Annotated in this window: 16 protein-coding genes; 12 read left to right on the forward strand and 4 right to left on the reverse strand. The window is 57.5% G+C overall.

Features of this window, described 5'->3' with window-relative positions; all coding sequences use genetic code 11:
* Positions 1-876 (forward strand): ribokinase, encoded by an 876-nt coding sequence (locus ACSHXH_RS06045; protein WP_435670873.1) that lies wholly within the window; start codon positions 1-3, stop codon positions 874-876.
* On the opposite strand, the gene msrA is transcribed toward ACSHXH_RS06045, so the two are convergent.
* Complete coding sequence (msrA, locus tag ACSHXH_RS06050) at positions 873-1,535, reverse strand: peptide-methionine (S)-S-oxide reductase MsrA (RefSeq protein WP_435670874.1); 663 nt, start codon at positions 1,533-1,535, stop codon at positions 873-875. The genes ACSHXH_RS06045 and msrA overlap by 4 nt on opposite strands.
* On the opposite strand from msrA, the gene ACSHXH_RS06055 reads away from it, so the two are divergent.
* Positions 1,534-1,725, forward strand: coding sequence for a hypothetical protein (locus ACSHXH_RS06055; RefSeq protein WP_435670875.1), 192 nt, complete (start codon positions 1,534-1,536; stop codon positions 1,723-1,725). The two genes, msrA and ACSHXH_RS06055, sit on opposite strands and share 2 nt — an antisense overlap.
* Positions 1,726-1,729: 4 nt before the next feature.
* Here the strand turns inward: ACSHXH_RS06055 and ACSHXH_RS06060 are convergent, their stop codons facing one another.
* The gene (locus ACSHXH_RS06060; protein WP_435670876.1) at positions 1,730-2,956 is read right to left on the reverse strand and encodes an argininosuccinate synthase; all 1,227 of its coding nucleotides are present in this window, start codon (positions 2,954-2,956) and stop codon (positions 1,730-1,732) included.
* A 102-nt stretch (positions 2,957-3,058) separates the two neighbouring features.
* On the opposite strand from ACSHXH_RS06060, the gene ACSHXH_RS06065 reads away from it, so the two are divergent.
* From ACSHXH_RS06065 to ACSHXH_RS06075, 3 genes are read left to right on the forward strand one after another with little or no spacing between them, the layout of a single operon-like run.
* The gene (locus ACSHXH_RS06065; protein WP_435670877.1) at positions 3,059-3,811 is read left to right on the forward strand and encodes a hypothetical protein; all 753 of its coding nucleotides are present in this window, start codon (positions 3,059-3,061) and stop codon (positions 3,809-3,811) included.
* 39 nt (positions 3,812-3,850) lie between these two features.
* Positions 3,851-5,077: a threonine ammonia-lyase IlvA gene (ilvA, locus tag ACSHXH_RS06070; protein ID WP_435670878.1), complete on the forward strand. Its 1,227-nt coding sequence runs from the start codon at positions 3,851-3,853 to the stop codon at positions 5,075-5,077.
* Positions 5,077-5,889, forward strand: coding sequence for an SDR family NAD(P)-dependent oxidoreductase (locus ACSHXH_RS06075; RefSeq protein WP_435670879.1), 813 nt, complete (start codon positions 5,077-5,079; stop codon positions 5,887-5,889). Before ilvA ends, ACSHXH_RS06075 begins: the two co-directional genes overlap by 1 nt.
* Here the strand turns inward: ACSHXH_RS06075 and ACSHXH_RS06080 are convergent.
* Positions 5,886-6,218, reverse strand: a complete 333-nt coding sequence (locus ACSHXH_RS06080; protein WP_435670880.1) for an Hpt domain-containing protein — start codon at positions 6,216-6,218, stop codon at positions 5,886-5,888. The two genes, ACSHXH_RS06075 and ACSHXH_RS06080, sit on opposite strands and share 4 nt — an antisense overlap.
* A 152-nt stretch (positions 6,219-6,370) precedes the next feature.
* Here ACSHXH_RS06080 and ACSHXH_RS06085 point away from each other — a divergent pair, with 152 nt between their 5' ends.
* Complete coding sequence (locus ACSHXH_RS06085) at positions 6,371-7,636, forward strand: PP2C family protein-serine/threonine phosphatase (RefSeq protein ID WP_435670881.1); 1,266 nt, start codon at positions 6,371-6,373, stop codon at positions 7,634-7,636.
* On the opposite strand, the gene ACSHXH_RS06090 is transcribed toward ACSHXH_RS06085, so the two are convergent.
* On the reverse strand, positions 7,604-8,068 hold the full coding sequence (locus ACSHXH_RS06090) for an NUDIX domain-containing protein (protein WP_435670882.1): 465 nt from the start codon (positions 8,066-8,068) through the stop codon (positions 7,604-7,606). The two genes, ACSHXH_RS06085 and ACSHXH_RS06090, sit on opposite strands and share 33 nt — an antisense overlap.
* An 86-nt stretch (positions 8,069-8,154) precedes the next feature.
* Between ACSHXH_RS06090 and ACSHXH_RS06095 the strand changes: the two genes are divergently transcribed.
* The 6 genes from ACSHXH_RS06095 (at position 8,155) to ACSHXH_RS06120 (ending at position 17,223) form a co-directional block, all read left to right on the forward strand.
* Entirely contained in the window at positions 8,155-9,144 is a 990-nt protein-coding gene (locus ACSHXH_RS06095) for an Hsp33 family molecular chaperone HslO (RefSeq protein ID WP_435670883.1), read from the forward strand.
* Positions 9,140-9,733 carry a CoA pyrophosphatase gene (locus ACSHXH_RS06100; protein WP_435671004.1) on the forward strand — a complete coding sequence of 198 codons (594 nt, stop codon included), beginning with the start codon at positions 9,140-9,142 and terminating at the stop codon, positions 9,731-9,733. Before ACSHXH_RS06095 ends, ACSHXH_RS06100 begins: the two co-directional genes overlap by 5 nt.
* A gap of 7 nt (positions 9,734-9,740) precedes the next feature.
* Entirely contained in the window at positions 9,741-10,886 is a 1,146-nt protein-coding gene (locus ACSHXH_RS06105; RefSeq protein WP_435670884.1) for a CCA tRNA nucleotidyltransferase, read from the forward strand.
* Positions 10,887-11,027: 141 nt separating this feature from the next.
* Positions 11,028-12,872, forward strand: a complete 1,845-nt coding sequence (locus tag ACSHXH_RS06110; protein WP_435670885.1) for an ABC transporter ATP-binding protein — start codon at positions 11,028-11,030, stop codon at positions 12,870-12,872.
* Positions 12,873-13,013, forward strand: coding sequence for a hypothetical protein (locus tag ACSHXH_RS06115; protein ID WP_435670886.1), 141 nt, complete (start codon positions 12,873-12,875; stop codon positions 13,011-13,013).
* 496 nt (positions 13,014-13,509) lie between these two features.
* Complete coding sequence (locus ACSHXH_RS06120; RefSeq protein ID WP_435670887.1) at positions 13,510-17,223, forward strand: beta strand repeat-containing protein; 3,714 nt, start codon at positions 13,510-13,512, stop codon at positions 17,221-17,223.
* Positions 17,224-17,458: the final 235 nt, after the last annotated feature.

Here is a 17,458-nt window from a genome sequence, read left to right on the forward strand (position 1 = left end):
TTGGCAGTCTACAATCTTGGGTCGATCAATGCGGACTTGTTTTACCGGGTGCCACATCTTCTCGCACCCGGTGAGACTTTGGCCTCGACCGAGCACAGCAAAGGTTTGGGCGGGAAGGGGGCGAATATGTCTGTCGCTATTGCCCGCGCCGCAGCCCGCGCCGTGCATATCGGGGCGGTTGGGCCAGATGGGCGCTGGGCGATAGACCTGCTGATGGAATACGGTGTCGACACACGCAATATCGTGCAGATCGACACGCCAACGGGTCATGCGGTGATCATGGTAGACACTGGCGGAGAAAACGCGATTTTGCTGTTCCCCGGTGCCAATCGGGCCGTAACAGAGACACATATTGCCTCTGCGCTTGAGGCCGCAACCGAAGCGGACACGTTCCTGTTTCAGAACGAGACGTCCAATCAGGCCGATGGCGCGCGTCTTGCCTCAGAACGCGGACTGCGAGTGGTGTATGCCGCCGCGCCGTTCGATGGGGATGCGGTAAAAGCAGTGCTTCCCTTGCTCGACATGCTTGTCATGAACCAGATCGAGGCAGATCAGCTTGGTGCGGCGATGAACAAGCCGCTTCACGATTTGCCTGTTCGGGACATCATTGTGACACTCGGTGGCGCGGGGTGCCGCTGGATCAACACCGATCTTGGCGCAGACCGCCATTTCCCGGCCATTCCTGTCACGCCCGTAGACACAACCGGGGCCGGGGATACATTCACCGGGTTTCTGGTGGCGGGGCTTGATCGTGGTCTGCCGATGGAGCAAGCAATTTCACTGGGCCAACAGGCGGGCGCGATCATGGTCACGCGTTACGGAACGGCCGATGTCATCCCGGATCTGAAAGACCTGCAAGATGCCCGTTTTGGTTAGTTCCCGACAAACGGCGCGTCATTGCCCCAAAGCTCTGCAACACGCGCATCGCGCCCGCAGCCTTTGCGGTAGCGCTTATACGCGTCGGATTGTTTGACCGGCCCAAAGCGCGTCAAAACACGGTTTGTTCCCTTGTAGTAATCCTGATGATGCGCCTCGGCCTCGTAAAACGCTGTGGCAGACAGAATGGGGGTCACGATGCGTTGGCCCAATTCCGCTTCGGCCTTGGCTTTGGCCGCCTCCGCAGCAGCCTTTTCCGCAGCGTTAGAAACGAAAATCGCGGTTGCATAGCTTTGGCCACGATCACAGAACTGACCGCCCGCATCGGTGGGATCGATAGACCGGAAGAACAGATCGAAAAGCTGTGATTGGTTGATCGCACCGCTGTCATAGGTGATTTTCACCGCCTCAAAATGGCCGGTTCCGCCCGCTGTCACCTGTTTGTAAGAGGGGTTCGACGTTGTGCCCCCGGTATAGCCGGACACGGCCTCTTTCACGCCCCGCACTTTTTCGAAATCGGCTTCGACACACCAGAAACAGCCCCCGGCAACAATAATCTCGCGGTTTTCACCGGCTTTGGCGCTGGTACTTTGCAGAAAGACACCTGCAATAATTGCAAGTGACAGCAAAACGGGATGAGAGCGACGAAGTGGGCGCATGACTGATCTCCTTATCTGGTATCAGCATGCGATGGTTTTGATCGGGAACGCAATTTTCCAGAGACGGGATCACCTGAAGGTGAGAACGGTTTACTGCCTGCGTGATCGGGCGCTATTCGAAAAACCATCAGGAAACAGCGCATTACCCAACTGGGTGCTCATGACGGGCAATGCGCTGATTGTGTCCTGAGGCACTAGCCTTTCAATCGACGGTTCCGCGCTGCCAAAAGTTTTAGGCGGAGCGCGTTAAGTTGGATAAAGCCCTGCGCGTCTTTCTGGTCATAGGCACCTGCGTCTTCTTCGAAGGTCACATGCGCTTCGGAATACAGCGAATGATCCGACCAGCGGGCGACCGTGTTGACCGATCCTTTGTAAAGCTTCAGACGAACGGTGCCGGTGACATGTTCTTGGCTTTTGTCGATCAGGGCTTGCAACATCTCGCGTTCGGGGCTGAACCAGAACCCGTTATAAATCAGCTCTGCATAGCGCGGCATGATCGAATCCTTGAGGTGGCCTGCACCTGAATCGAGTGTGATCTGTTCTATCCCGCGATGCGCTTCCAGCAGGATTGTTCCGCCTGGTGTCTCGTAAATGCCACGCGACTTCATGCCGACAAAGCGGTTTTCGACAAGGTCCAGACGCCCCACACCATGCTTGCCGCCCAGCTCGTTCAGCTTGGTCAGGATCGTGGCGGGCGACATCGCCTCGCCGTTTATTGCAACGGCATCGCCACGCTCAAAAGCGATTTCGACCATTTCGGGAGTGTCAGGTGCGTCCTCAGGGTGGACGGTGCGCTGGTAGACGTAATCGGGCGCTTCCTGCGCCGGATCTTCCAGAACCTTGCCCTCGGACGAGGTGTGCAGCAGGTTCGCATCAACCGAGAACGGCGCCTCGCCGCGTTTGTCCTTGGCGATGGGGATTTGGTTCTTTTCGGCAAAGTCGAGCAGCTTGGTCCGCGAGGATAGATCCCATTCGCGCCAAGGGGCAATCACCTTGATATCGGGGTTGAGCGCATAAGCCGCGAGTTCAAACCGCACCTGATCGTTGCCCTTGCCGGTGGCCCCGTGCGACACGGCATCGGCCCCCGTTTCGGCAGCAATCTCAACCAGGCGCTTGGAAATCAGCGGACGCGCGATGGATGTGCCCAGTAGGTACAAACCCTCATAAAGCGCATTGGCACGGAACATCGGGAACACGAAATCGCGCACGAATTCTTCGCGGACATCCTCGATGTAGATGTTCTTGGGATCAATCCCCAACATCACCGCCTTTTCGCGGGCGGGCTCAAGTTCCTCACCCTGTCCGAGATCGGCTGTAAAGGTCACGACCTCACACCCGTATTCGGTTTGCAACCATTTCAGAATGATCGAGGTATCGAGGCCACCTGAATAGGCCAGCACAACTTTTTTGGGCGCAGACATGGGTTTTCCTTTAACGGGTTTGCCGGGGCGATTACTTGTTTTTCAGAGCAGGGGCAAGAAGTGGCCTCTGGACAGAGCAGTCGAAGCAAGAAGGTGAGCAAGATGCAAGGTTGGCAGATTTTCCGACATTCGTTCAATCTGGTGATGGCCAATCTGGATCAGGCGTTCCGCCTGTCGCTGGTTTTGTACCTCATTCAAAGCATTTACACCGTCTATAGTTTCTTAAACCCATCAGAAACGATGGATTTCGAAGGCACACAGATTCCGGTGATGTCGCCTGAAACCATTTTCCCCACTATCGTGCTTGGGCTTTTGGCAGTAATCGCCAGTCTTTGGATCGCGGTGGCATGGCACCGTTTTGCCCTCACGGGAGAAGCGACATCTGGCTGGGTGCCACGGTTCCACGGGTCCGAGATCATTGGCTATCTTGGCCGATCCGTCCTGATCGGTCTTCTGGTCGTTCTGGGTGTTGTCGTCGTGTCGATTCCGGTTGGTATCATCTCACTTGGATTGCCTGCCTTGGCGGGCATCATGCCGTTTATCCTGATAGGAATGGCGGCTTATCTGTTCTTCAGGCTGGGCATCATGCTGCCCGCTGCTGCGCTGGGTGAAAAGCTCACCTTGGGTGATGCCTGGGATGCAACGCGCGGTCAAAGCGCGACGATCCTGACCTTGGCGTTGATTGTGGTTGGCGCGAGCATCGTGATTCAATTGCCATCATGGTTCAACGATGATCCAAATTCGGTGGTCAATGTGGTCTATTCCTTGGTGGTGAACTGGTTTGCCACGATCATCGGGATTTCGGTTCTGACCACGCTTTATGGGCATTTTGTCGAAAAGCGTCCCATCGCCTGATCGGTCGCGGTGGGCGTTACAATCCCGAAGGGGGGGCACATGACTGAGTTTGCAAAAGCGGCGCGTGACGCGACCGAAGCGATGCGCGATGTGTTCCCGCCGACGCCGCTATTGCGCAACGCCCATCTATCAGATCTCTACGATGCGGACATCTTTCTGAAGCGCGAAGACCTGTCGCCGGTCCGAAGCTACAAATTGCGTGGTGCCTTCAATGCGATGCGCAAGCGGTCTGACGTTGATCTGTTCGTTTGTGCCAGCGCCGGAAACCACGCGCAGGGCGTTGCGTTCATGTGCCGGCATTTCGGCAAGACAGGCGTGATTTTTATGCCGGTTACAACGCCACAGCAGAAGATCCAGAAAACCCAGATGTTTGGCGGTGACGCGATCGAGATTCGCCTGACGGGCGATTATTTCGATGACACACTTGCGTCGGCTCAGGCGTTCTGCACCGAAGCGGGTGGGCATTTTCTGTCACCGTTCGATGATGAGGACGTGATCGAAGGGCAGGCCAGCGTTGCGGTGGAAATGATCGAACAGCTTGGTCAAATGCCGGATCATCTTGTTCTTCCGGTGGGCGGGGGCGGATTGTCGGCGGGCATGCTCAGCTATCTTGGAACGGGATGCCAATACACCTTTGTCGAACCCGCGGGCGGGGCATCATTGCGTGCGGCGCTTGAGGCGGGCAAACCTGTGCGGCTTGATCATGTCAATACATTCGCCGATGGCGCAGCCGTGGGTCAGATCGGGTACAAGACCTTTGCGCGACTGAACGGGATTGGTTTGGCCAACACGCTGACCATCCGCGAAGACCGTCTGTGCACCACCATCCTTGAGATGCTCAATGTCGAAGGCATCGTGCTTGAACCTGCTGGGGCCTTGTCGGTTGATGCGTTGCAGGATCTTGGCCAAGCGATCAAAGGACGTACGGTTGTTTGTGTCACCACGGGTGGGAATTTTGATTTCGAACGTTTGCCAGAGGTGAAGGAACGCGCTCAGAAATACCTTGGACTCAAGAAATACTTTATCCTGCGCCTGCCGCAACGTCCGGGTGCGCTTAAGGATTTCCTTGGCTTTCTTGGCCCCGAGGACGATATAGCCCGGTTTGAATACCTCAAGAAATCAGCGCGCAATTACGGGTCTGTCCTGATCGGGATCGAGACGCGCAATGCCGATAGCTTTGGCCGCTTGTTTGCACAGCTGGATGGGGCAGGGTTCACCTATCAGGACATCACCAACGACGATCTGCTGTCGCAATTCGTGATCTGATGCAGTTCGAAGGCGCAACAGCCATTGTCACCGGGGCGGGTCAGGGGATTGGTGCTGCTTTGGCGCGGGCTTTAGCAGCGCGGGGTGCGCGTGTTCTGGTCTGCGATCTGTCGGAAGACCTGGCAAAGCGTATGGCTGACGAGGTTGGAGGCGTGCCGTTTCATGGCGATTTGTGCGATCCCGCGGTAATTGAAAGCCTTGTCGGCACAGCACGGGCGCAGTTTGGGTCGATTGACATGCTGGTCTCAAACGCCGGGTTTGCGCTGGGCGAACCTGATGGACCAACATCGCAATCCGATGTGCATTGGCAGACAAGCTGGGATCTGCACGTCATGGCGCATTTGCGGGCGTCGCGGTTGCTTTTGCCGGATATGCGTGCGCGCGGTTTTGGTGTGTTGGTCAACGTGGCGTCCGCTGCTGGAGTGCTGTCACAAATCGGGGATGCGGCCTATTCCGCCACGAAACATGCGGCGGTCAGTCTGGCGCAATCGCTGGCTATTGAGCATAGCGCAGAAGGAATCCAAGTGTCCGTCGTGTGCCCGCTTTATGTGGCGACGCCACTTCTTGGCTACAAAGGCACCGAAGGTGATCGCCCGGATCGCGTGATTGATCCAACAGAGGTGGCAGAGGCGACGTTGCGCGGGATTGAAGAGGCCCGTTTCATGATCTACCCGCACCCCGAAGCGCAGACTTATTTCAAACACCGCGCAGCAGATTCCGACCGTTGGATTGCGGGTATGCAGCGTTTGCGTGCGCGGGTGACAGAGCAAACAGACGGATCAGATCCGGCATCTATTCATCGGTTCATCTAGGCTGCAAAGCGCTGGGCATATTCAGTTTCGAAAAATGCCCGTGATTTGACGTAAAGATCCTTGAGCCGATGAATATCAACTGTGACCTTACCCTGCGCCGCGTCTGCCTCGGCCTGATCGCACATCGCCGACATATCGCAAAAGCCAAGGTTCAACGTGGAACCTTTGAGAAAATGCATCAATTCTTGCATCTGCGGTGCATCGTCTGCCGCGCCATTCAGGCGGGACAACGTATCTTCAACCTCCATCAGGAAGAGTTCCGCAACCTCATCAAAATCTTCGGGCCCGATTTCGTCCCGAAGTTCAGCCACGCGTGCCCATTCAATCATTTCACCCTCCTTCGATGGATCGTGGGTAGCAGACAAAGATGAAGAAACGGCAACACCGCATGCCGGATTACAAAGAATTCTAACTTTCATCCGCTGTTAACAAAGCAAGCCTAAACGATGCATGGGGGCCGGCGCATGGGTTGGTGAATTGTATGTTACAGAACGCGGCTTTTGCGTTCCCCGATGCACGGGATGCTGTCATTCGACGCGTTCTCGTTGTTGATGACAGCCTTGTGCAGCGTCGGATCCTCACCCTTATGCTGAAACGCTGGGGCTATGATGTTGCCGAAGCGGAAGATGCCGAAACCGGACTGATCCTGTGCGATAGGTTTCAGCCCGATTTCATCATCTCGGATTGGATGATGCCGGGAATGAGCGGTGTTGAATTCTGCGCCGCGTTCCGGGCCACGCCACGTGCGTCTTACGGGTATTTCATCCTTCTGACATCGAAATCCGAAAAAGCTGCCGTGGCGTCGGGGCTCGAATCTGGGGCCGATGATTTCCTGACAAAGCCGGTTAACGGTGATGAACTTCGCGCGCGTCTGATCGCGGGCGCGCGCATCCTGTCGATGGAGCAGGAACTGAAGGCAAAGACTGCCGTGATCGCCGACACACTGGCCGAGCTTCAAAGCGTACACGCGCTGATCGACAAAGATTTGCAGCAGGCACGCATCTTGCAGCAATCTCTTATGCCAGCGCGTTCCGCGACATTCGGAAAAAGCCGGGTCAGCGTTTTATTGCAATCCTGCGGTCATGTTGGGGGCGATATCGCGGGTATGTTTGGTCTGGAAAATGGCGATTTTGGCTTGTTTAGTCTCGATGTATCTGGCCACGGCATCACTTCCGCCATGATGACCGCGCGCGTCGCAGGGCATTTGAGTTCGGACCATCCTGACGAAAATCTTGCGCTTTGCCGCACTGATCATGGGTTCGCATTTCTGCCGCCGAGCCGCGTTGCCGAGCGTCTGAATGATCGGGTTGTCGCGCAGCAGGGCGTCACCGAATACCTCACTCTGGCATATATGCAGGTCTGTGCAAGCAGCGGCCATGCACGGTTGGTGCAAGCGGGGCATCCGCCACCTTTGCTGTTGCGCCAAAATGGTGAGGCTGTGTTTATTGGTGATGGCGGGTTGCCCATCGGCCTGATTGAACATGCACCTTACGTAGATCACAGTTTTGATCTGTCGCCGGGGGATCGCGTGTTGCTGTATACTGATGGTTTAACCGAAGCGATGCTTGCGGATGGTGCGATGCTTGACGAAGACGGGCTGCTTGATCTCGTTCAGAACCTGCCACGTGACCTTTCAGGCCCGGACTTTCTGGATGCGCTTCACGACAGCCTCAAGTTGAAAGCTGGCAACGCTGTGGATTTTGACGATGATATCTCAGCCGCGCTTTTGGAATACGGGGGTCTGTGACGCAAATCGCATCACGAAATCCCGATCGCCAGAATTGGCCAGTTCGGCAACCGCATCGTCGACGCTCATCCACAACGCCGTGTGTCCGGGTTCCGTTGGATCGCCATATTGCATGACGGGCAGGGCCATGTAGATCAGGCACAGCTTTTCTGCCCAAATGTCGTATTCCGGCATAAAGGTGAACCGCCGATACGCCCCAAGGCGTACGGGGCGTGTAATGCGCCAACCGGTTTCTTCAAACACCTCGCGGGTCAGGGCCTGCACTGGTGATTCGCCCGGATCAACGCCACCGCCGGGCAGTTGGATCTCGGGCTCTGGGGCATCCTGATGCGTAAGAAGCAGGCCTTCGGACATCGGCAAAATCGCATAAGCCCCTGTGCGGAGCGTATATTGCCGCCCGGGTTCCGGTGCGTCACCAAATCTGCGCATCATGCCAATCCCCTTCTGCCCCTTGGACCTGCTCGAACGTCCCTTATATAGTCCCGATCATGCCGGAGGGCGGCAAGCAAGGAAATTCCATGACACTCGGATCGAAACTCGCCTGGGACGACGCAGTCCTGCCATTCCAACTTGACCAGTCAAACATACGTGGCCGGGTGGCCCGGCTTGACGGGGTATTGAGCGGCATCCTGAAGCAGCACGACTATCCCGTCGCTGTCGAAGCGCTGGTGGCCGAGATGGCTTTGCTGACCGCGTTGATTGGGCAAACGATCAAGCTGCGCTGGAAACTGTCTTTGCAGGTGCAATCCAAAGGGGCGGTGCGTATGATTGCAACCGACTATTACGCCCCCGAAGTCGAAGGCGAGCCTGCACGCATTCGCGCCTATGCCAGCTACGATCCCGAAAAGGTCAAAAATGGACCGGCGATGGACCAGATCGGCGAAGGCTATTTTGCAGTCCTGATGGATCAGGGCGAAGGCATGCAGCCGTATCAGGGCATCACGCCTCTGTCCGGCGATTCGCTTGCCCGCTGTGCAGAAGCCTATTTCGCGCAATCCGAACAATTGCCGACAAAATTCGCGCTCAGCTTTGGGCAGTCCACCGAACCGGGTGTGGCCCAGCATTGGCGCGCCGGGGGCATCATGATCCAGCATATGCCAAAAGCGTCTCCATTTGCCACGGGCGGCGGGTCTGGCGAGGGCGGCCTTTTGTTGGCGGATGATCTGCTGAACGAAGATGATGGCGAGAACTGGAACCGTGTGAATATGCACCTTGCCACGGTCGAGGACATGGAGCTGATTGGCCCGTCGCTGCCGGCAACCGATCTGTTGTACCGGTTGTTCCACGAAGAAAGTCCGCGGGTGTTCGATGCGATGCCGGTGCGGTTTGGCTGTACCTGTTCAGAAGAGCGCGTGCGCCAAAGCCTGTCGATTTATTCGGCCAAGGACATCGGAACAATGACCACTGATGAGGGGCGCGTGACGGCAGATTGTCAGTTCTGTGGGGCGCATTACGATCTTGATCCCGCGACGGTTGGGTTCGAGGCCAAAGATGTGTCGGGTGATTGACCGAGATCGGCTCCAAGCGGCGCTGCTGCAAACCAGTGCGGTGTCGTCGGATTTCGATCTGAATCCTGATGTTGTGCTGCCTGCGGGGCGCAAACTGCGCCCTGCGGGTGTGTTGGTGCCTGTTCTGGCCGCGCCGACAGGGCCCGAGGTGCTTTTGACCAAACGATCCTCGCGGCTCAAACATCATCCCGGCCAGATCGCCTTTCCCGGTGGCAAGCAGGACGATAGCGATGCAGATGTCATTGCCGCCGCCTTGCGCGAAGCCGAAGAAGAGGTTGGCCTGCCGCGTGGGCAGGTCGATATTCTTGGCACGCTGCCGACGCATGAAACGGTGACCGGGTTTTTGATGACCCCAGTTGTCGGTTGGATTGATAGTCCGTTCGAGGTGGTGCCCGAACCTGGCGAAGTGGCCGAAGTGTTCCGCGTGCCGCTTGCGCATGTGGCCAACGCGCCTTTGTTTTCCGTGCAATCCCGACGTTGGCGCGGGACGCGCAGGCATTACTATACCGTTCCCTTTGGCCCCTATTATATCTGGGGGGCAACTGCACGAATCCTGCGCGGTTTGGCCCAACGCTTAGAAAACGCATAGAGGCGGTATGAAGATCACGGGCCCTTGGCTGACATCGACCGGCACTCAGGCGGTTTTTGCTGCGTTGCAGGCCGAAGGGCATGTTGCCTTGGCCGTTGGTGGCTGTGTGCGCAATGCGTTGATGAATGTGCCTGTTACGGATTTGGATATTGCGACCAACGCAACGCCGCAAACGGTTGTGGCGCTGGCCAAGGCGGCTGGTCTGAAATCGGTGCCCACCGGGATTGACCACGGGACCGTCACTTTGGTGTCGAACGGCATCGGTTACGAGGTAACAACCTTTCGGGCCGATACCGAGACTGATGGCCGTCATGCCGTTGTGCAGTTTTCCACGGATATGGCAGAAGACGCCGCGCGCCGTGATTTCACGATCAACGCGCTTTATGCCGATGCGGCGGGGACGGTGATTGACCCGCTGGGTGGCGTGCCCGATTTGCAGGCGCGTCGCGTCCGGTTTATCGGCAAAGCCCATGATCGGATCGCAGAAGATTACCTGCGTATTCTGCGGTTCTTTCGGTTTGCCGCGTGGTATGGCGACCCGGATCTTGGCTTTGATCCCGACGCGTTGGCCGCCATAGCAGGTGCGCTGGATGGGCTGACCGGCTTGTCGCGGGAGCGTGTCACCGCCGAGATGATCAAGCTGTTGTCAGCCCCGGACCCCGCGCCTTCGATCGGGTCGATGATGCAGACCGGCGTGTTGCAAACCGTTCTGCCGGGCAGTTCCGTGCGCGCCTTGGCGCCCTTGGTACATCTGGAACAAATGGTTTCGCTGGTGCCTGATGCGCTACGTCGCCTTGCCAGTCTTGGCGCGTTTGACGCAACCGCATTGCGCCTTTCCAAGAAGGACCAGCGCCGACTTGCGCTGTATCAGAGCCTGATTTCTTCTGCCGAACCTGCGTCCGAGCTTGGCTACCGCCATGGCGCATCGATGGCACAAGATGTTCTTCTCTTGCGGGCAGCGATGCTTGAGGTGCCGCTGAATCTCGCAGATCTTGAAGCAGCCAAAATCGCCGCGGCCGCCACCTGCCCGGTAACCGCAAGCGACCTGATGCCTGTCTGTTCCGGTGCCGCGCTGGGCGCTAAACTGCGCGAGATTGAGGCACGGTGGATCGCGTCAGGCTTCACGCTGACCCGATCTGATCTTCTTGATTGACCGGGTTTCCTCTTTAGAGATCCCGCGCTAAGCTTGGATTGTCATACGGACAATACCGAACATTGCTTTATCTGACACAATCGGCCGCCTGCGGAAACGCTAGGCGATGTCTTTATCGTTATTCATCAAGGAGACCGTTCGGTGTTCCGCTTTTTCGAAAACCTGGTGGACCCTTACGGCCCATATGATGAAAAGGACACGCCGCCCAAGCGGTTGCTGCCCTTCATGCTGGACTATTCAAAGCCGTTCAAAACGGTCTTTGCGTATGCGGCGATCATGTCTGTCGTGGTGGCCAGCATCGAGATCGGTCTGATCTATGCGATGGGCTGGGTGGTCGATATCCTTGCGGGTGATCCGACCGAAGTGTGGGCGGCGCATGGCACTTGGCTTATTGCACTGGCGGTGTTCATCCTTGTCATCCGACCTGCGTTGCAAGCGTTGGATGTTCTGCTCCTCAACAACACCATCCTGCCGAATTTTGGAACATTGATACGCTGGCGCGCGCACAAGCATGTGCTGCGCCAATCCGTCGGATGGTTCGAAAACGACTTTGCTGGACGGATTGCCAACCGCATCATGCAGACGCCGCCCGCTGCGGGCGAAGCGGTGTTTCAGGTGTTCGACGCGATCACCTTTTCGCTTGCCTATGTTGTCGGGGCGTTGATCCTTTTGGGGCAGGCGGATCCGCGCCTCGCCATCCCGATGATCGGTTGGCTGTTTCTGTATGGTGCGCTGGTCGTTTGGACGGTGAAACGGGTTGGCCCGGCATCGCAGGCGGCGTCAGATGCGCGGTCCGAGGTGACGGGCCGCGTCGTGGACAGCTACAGCAACATTCATTCGGTCAAGATGTTCGCCCATAGCACCACCGAACTCGACTACGCCAAGGACGCCATCGAAAACACACGCCGCACCTTCCAACGGGAAATGCGGCTTTTCACCATCATGGACGTGGTTCTTGTCACCCTGAACGGACTTTTGATCGTGGCCGTGGTGGGCTGGGCGTTCTGGCTTTGGATGCAGGGGCAGGCGAGCGTGGGTGTGGTTGCAGCGGCCACCGCGTTAACGCTCCGTCTGAACGCGATGACCGGCTGGATCATGTGGGCGCTGACATCGTTCTTCCGCCAGTTGGGCGTGGTGGCCGAAGGGATGGAAACCATCGCTCAGCCGATTGCCTTGGTCGATGTTCCACACGCCAAGCCGCTGAAGGTCGGGACGGGCAAGATCGAAATTCAGTCTCTAACACACCATTATGGGCGCGATTCGGGTGGACTTGATGCCATCGACCTGACCATCGCTCCGGGCGAGAAAGTAGGTTTGATCGGGCGCTCTGGCGCAGGCAAATCGACCTTGGTCAAGCTGCTGTTGCGGTTCTACGATCCTGAAAGCGGTCGTATGTTGATCGATGGTCAGGACATCACCAAGGTGACCCAGGACAGCCTGCGTTTGGCCATCGGCATGGTCCAGCAGGACAGTTCACTGCTGCATCGGTCGGTGCGGGACAACCTGCTTTATGGACGCCCTGCCGCAACCGAGGCTGATATGATCGAGGCCGCAAAACAGGCGCAGGCGCATGACTTTATCCTGAACCTGCAAGATCCGCAGGGGCGCACCGGCTATGACGCGCAGGTCGGCGAACGTGGGGTCAAGCTGTCGGGCGGACAACGCCAGCGCGTGACGCTTGCGCGCGTGATCCTCAAGAATGCGCCGATCCTTCTGCTGGACGAAGCAACAAGCGCACTTGATTCCGAGGTTGAAGCCGCCATCCAAGACACGCTTTACGGGATGATGGAGGGCAAGACCGTGATTGCCATTGCGCACCGTCTGTCCACCATTGCCCATATGGACCGCATACTGGTCATGGATGCTGGCAAGATTGTCGAACATGGCAGCCATGACGCGCTTTTGGCACAAGGCGGGCTATATGCCGGATTCTGGGCACGTCAATCCGGCGGTTTCATTGACCCGGACACAAAGGCGGCGGAATAGATGCCGCTTCTCTACCAGTCGATGATCCAGCGCGCAGGCGACCAGATCAGCCCGGCGATAGGTGTGCCATCACTGGACATGCGCGGGTTCATGGCGTGGTGCCTGCGCGGCGGGATGCCAAAGCGGCCAAAGCAATCCTGAGCGGGCTTGAACCGATCAGAACAATCAAACGCGGCCACATCTATAACAGAAATCCAGGCGTCCGTGGCGAGATCCAGTTTATCAGACAGCGTTTCGAAGCCACATGACTCAATGCGCCGCACCTACAATTGTGAAGCATAGACAAGCTAGCGCAACAGTCCCAGTTTTGCCCACTTCCGAGCGCTGAGACGCAGTGTATCCAGAATCAGAACTGATTCGTCTGGTGGACGCGCATCTTGTGGGTGCTGGCATAAAATATTCAATAAAGAGATATTATGAACTCTTTTGAGTGCCGCGTGTGTCACACCAAAGGGGGAATTCAGGCAGTTTTTCCAGTGTTTGGTTTACCAGCCTGCTTGCCCCATGATTAGGTATGGCAACAAAGCTTTCATATTTTAGGAAGATTCAGATGTTTGCCCGAGTGAACCGTTTTCAAAAAACCCGTTGCACGCGCCTCCGCTCGCATGCGCTTAGCACCACAATCCTTGTCTCTTTGTTGGCTACGCCCCTTGCGGCCCAGTCGACCCGCGATTGGGATGCCGGGAATGGGGCCCCGAACGCGCCTTTGGGGGGAGATGGCATCTGGGTTGAAAGCGGAATTTCTAACCTGTGGCAACGCGGTGCCCTGGACAACCAGAGATTTGTAGCGGGCGATGATGCGGTGTTCGGTCCGAGTGCGGATACCTCGCCTTATGCTGTCACCGTGGATACCGAAGTGAACGTGCGCGACATCACGTTTGACACAGATGGGGTCACAATCGAAGGCGCGGGGCAGCTGAATGTCGGCCGCGATATTGCGGTCACCACCGCGGGCGATGCCGCCGAGATTGCGGTTCAGATTGGCACCGACGCAACTGTGGACGGGGCAGGGGACCTGACCCTTTCAGGCGGTGTCGATGGCGCGGTAACGATGGAGGGCACCGGGACGGTGTCAATCCTGAGCACGGTGGATTCGTTGACCGCAACGACTGGCACAAGTGATGTCGGCGCAAATGGCGTTGTTACTGGCACGACCACCATTGCTGGCGGGGATGTTGTTGTCAGCGGCGGTACGTTGACAGACACAACGTCGCTGTCCGCGGGCAGCCTGACGGTTGATACCGGCGCTGTTGGCGTGGTTGCCAATGATGGCGGCACGGTTGAGGTGAACGGCGGGACCGTTGCTTCGGTGGCAAACACCAGCGGGACATTCCGGATCACCGGCGGTACCGTGTCTGGCGACACGGTCAATGATGGTACATTGGAATTGGGTGGCGGGACGCTCAATGATGTGACGAACAATGCCACTGCCGTGATCACAGGCGCGCAGGCGGTTGGAGGCGACTTTTCAAACAACGGCGTTGTCAATGCGACGGCGGCGGGGGCCGAGACGCTGACTGTTGACGGTGCATTCGAAATCAACACGGGCAGCAACCTTGCAACCGACGCGGCGGGCGATACGACAAACACCCTGACCGTCACTGCCGGCAACATCGTGATCAATTCAGCCAGCGCGTTCAATGGCAGCAATGATCTGGACGGGTCGATTGTTCTGGACGGCGATATCACGAACAACGCGGATATCGACCTGACCGGAGATCTGACTCTGTCTGGCACGCTGGTCACCAATGCGACCATAAACCAGACAGGCGCGCTTGATGCTGGCGGCAACACGATCGAGGTGAATGGCGGCGTCTACAGCCTTAGCGGAACTGCCACGATCGAAAATGGCGGTGATCTGCGCCTGGTCAATGGGGGCAATTTCACGATTGCCGCCGGGGGTACGGCGGCGTTTAACATTCTGACGCTTCTCGACACCACGTTCGATCCCGAAAACGTCGGTGGGGGTGTGCTTAATTACGAATTGCTAAGCAATGAAGGCGCGTCGGTTCTTGTGGTGAATGCGGCGCTTGTTGATGCGGGGGCCGTATCGAACGCAGCGCAGGTTGATTTTCAGGGGGGGTCTTTGGACCGACTGATCAACACGGCGACAGGCATTGTTGATGTGACAGCGGGTGGCGCGGTGGACACCACCGTGACGAACGCAGGTACGTTCAATGCCACGGCGGGGACGTTCACCTATGCAAGTTTCCTGAACCAAGCCGGTGGCGCGCTGAATATTGCGGCGGGTGCAGAGCTTGCCACGACCGGTGCAGATATCAATGTGGTCACGCTTGAGAATGCGACGGGTGGTCAGGTGGCCATTGCGGGCACGGTTTCGGGCTTTGTGGCCAACCGGATCGATGCCGAGATGACGCTGGTTGGCACAAGCGATGTCGAACGGATCACCAACAACGGCGCTTTGATCATCGAGGGTGGCCAGATTGGACGTCTGGCGAATACCGCGCTTGGGGAAGCCGTGGTCACGGGTGACACGACCGTTGCGCAGACGGTCAACAACTTTGGTACCTTCGATGTCATGACAGGCACGCTGACGGCGCTGGAGGTTGTGAACCAGAACGCGGCCACCTTTGGAATTGCCGAAGACAGCACGCTTGCTGCGGCGCTGACAAATGAAAGTGGCGGCAATGTAGCGCTGAATGGCTCTGTGTCGGGGCTGGTGACCAACCGCGCGGGGGGTGTGGTTACAGTGACGGGCGAGGCGGCCCAACTGACCGGACCGGCTGCAATGATCAACGCCGGGACGCTGACGCTCCAGAGCGGATCGGCCCTTTCGGCGGCAAATGGGCTAAACAACAGCGCCGGGACGCTGAACCTTTTGGCAGGTAGCTTTGGTGGCGATGTCACCGGTGGCAGGATAAATGTGCGTGGCGCGTCGGCCGAGATTGGCGGGACGCTTGATCTGGCTGGTGGCACGATCAACCTTGCTGATGGGCCCACCCGTGCGACAGATACAACACTGCGGATCGGGGGCGATGCGGTTCTGAACGGGACGTTGAACTACCAGCTTGATTTTGATGCAGATCTGGAGGCGCAAACTGCGACCACGGACCGGATCATTGTCGACGGTGAGGTTTCCGGCACGCCGACGTTCCAATTCGATGTTCAGGGGGACGCGCGGCGTCTTTCGGGTGTCGAAGTCCTGAGCTACGAGACGAATGCGGGCCTGTCTTTGGGCAATCTGCAAGGGTTTGAGGATATCCGCGAGATTGATTATTTCCTCGCGGATAATGGCGTCGATTCAATCCTGCTTCAGAGCCGTGTGAATACGGGTATCGCGAGCCTTGCGGCGACGGTTGGTCTGACGGAGAACGTGGTGGGCACGATCATCAACCGTCCGACAAGCCCCTATGTGGCGGACCTTGCGGTTGATCCGGGTGATAACAAATGCGGTGTCGGGTCTTGGGCGCGGGCGACGGGAGGACGCGCGGATGCCGAAGGCGAATTCACCGATACCGTTTCGGATCTGACATCGACCGCACCGGTTGAGCTTAGCTATGCGGGTGTGCAGTTTGGTGGCGACCTTGCCTGCTTTGGCGGTGTTTATAATGGCTGGGATCTCGCGTTTGGCGGGATCGTTGGTTACAACAAGGGCGAGAGCACGAACAACGTCTTTGCGATTGATGCCACCGGCAATGCGACGGATACCCTGAACTCGGTCACGGACACGGATATCAGCCAGAAATACGCGGGCGCGTATCTGACGGCGGCGCGGGGCCGGTTGTTTGGCGATGTTCAGCTGCGCTATGAGGTCACCGATTTTGAATCCACGAACACTGCCGCTGCGGGCAGGGAATCGTTTGGCATCAACCTGACAGACGAAAAGTACCAGAACCACAGCCAGACTTTGTCGGGATCGGTTGGGTATTCCTGGCCGTTGAACGAGGTTGGCGATTTCAGCTTTATCTCGCTGGCCGGGTTCCAGGTGTCGCAGTCCGATACGGATGATATTGACCTTGGCGAGGACGGTACGCTTGAGCTTGAGGAGAAGACCTCCAAGCTTGGGTTTGTCAGCGGCACCTTGGCCAAGACGACCATTCGCCCGGACAATATGGGATTGCTGAGCTATTTCGGCACGGCGACTTATTACAACGACTTCTCTGACTCGCAGCAAGCGACGCTGGTCAATGGTGAAAGCCGCAACCCGTTCGATCTGTCTAACCTTGGTTCGTATGGCGAACTGAGTGCGGGCATCAACTATGTGCGCATTCTCAATCCGGGGCAGGTGGGCAATGCCCGTCAGTTCAACGCCGCTGTGCGATTGGATGCGCGGACGGGTGAAAGCGTGGACAGCTGGGGCATCACGGCCCAGATGCGTCTACAGTTCTGAACGCAAGGTAGGGGGCACTGGGCGCGACCCATGCTGCCCCCTGACGGCGTTTCTTTATCAACCTCAGGATAATTTTGCGGCCTTAGGCGCGCCCCTGTTGGCGCGCGATTGGTCGTTGTCCGCTAGCGCGGTGCGATCTTTGGCTGGCTTCTTGGTGCGTGCAGGCACGACAAGAGCTTTTCGGAGGGCACGCATCTCAGGGTATCGAAGCAAGCTTCGGATGTCTGAAAGATCG

It is taken from the genome of Marivita sp., assembly GCF_051251565.1.
Taxonomy (GTDB): domain Bacteria; phylum Pseudomonadota; class Alphaproteobacteria; order Rhodobacterales; family Rhodobacteraceae; genus Marivita.

What these genes read in the sequence shown, in the direction of transcription:
- ACSHXH_RS06085 (WP_435670881.1), top strand. Translation starts at nt 6,371, where the DNA reads ATGTTACAGAACGCGGCTTTTGCGTTCCCCGATGCACGGGATGCTGTC.
- ACSHXH_RS06060 (WP_435670876.1), bottom strand. Translation starts at nt 2,956, where the DNA reads ATGTCTGCGCCCAAAAAAGTTGTGCTGGCCTATTCAGGTGGCCTCGAT.
- ACSHXH_RS06105 (WP_435670884.1), top strand. Translation starts at nt 9,741, where the DNA reads ATGAAGATCACGGGCCCTTGGCTGACATCGACCGGCACTCAGGCGGTT.
- ACSHXH_RS06065 (WP_435670877.1), top strand. Translation starts at nt 3,059, where the DNA reads ATGCAAGGTTGGCAGATTTTCCGACATTCGTTCAATCTGGTGATGGCC.
- ACSHXH_RS06055 (WP_435670875.1), top strand. Translation starts at nt 1,534, where the DNA reads ATGACTGATCTCCTTATCTGGTATCAGCATGCGATGGTTTTGATCGGG.
- ACSHXH_RS06095 (WP_435670883.1), top strand. Translation starts at nt 8,155, where the DNA reads ATGACACTCGGATCGAAACTCGCCTGGGACGACGCAGTCCTGCCATTC.
- ACSHXH_RS06080 (WP_435670880.1), bottom strand. Translation starts at nt 6,218, where the DNA reads ATGATTGAATGGGCACGCGTGGCTGAACTTCGGGACGAAATCGGGCCC.
- ACSHXH_RS06090 (WP_435670882.1), bottom strand. Translation starts at nt 8,068, where the DNA reads ATGATGCGCAGATTTGGTGACGCACCGGAACCCGGGCGGCAATATACG.
- ilvA (WP_435670878.1), top strand. Translation starts at nt 3,851, where the DNA reads ATGACTGAGTTTGCAAAAGCGGCGCGTGACGCGACCGAAGCGATGCGC.
- ACSHXH_RS06115 (WP_435670886.1), top strand. Translation starts at nt 12,873, where the DNA reads ATGCCGCTTCTCTACCAGTCGATGATCCAGCGCGCAGGCGACCAGATC.
- ACSHXH_RS06075 (WP_435670879.1), top strand. Translation starts at nt 5,077, where the DNA reads ATGCAGTTCGAAGGCGCAACAGCCATTGTCACCGGGGCGGGTCAGGGG.
- msrA (WP_435670874.1), bottom strand. Translation starts at nt 1,535, where the DNA reads ATGCGCCCACTTCGTCGCTCTCATCCCGTTTTGCTGTCACTTGCAATT.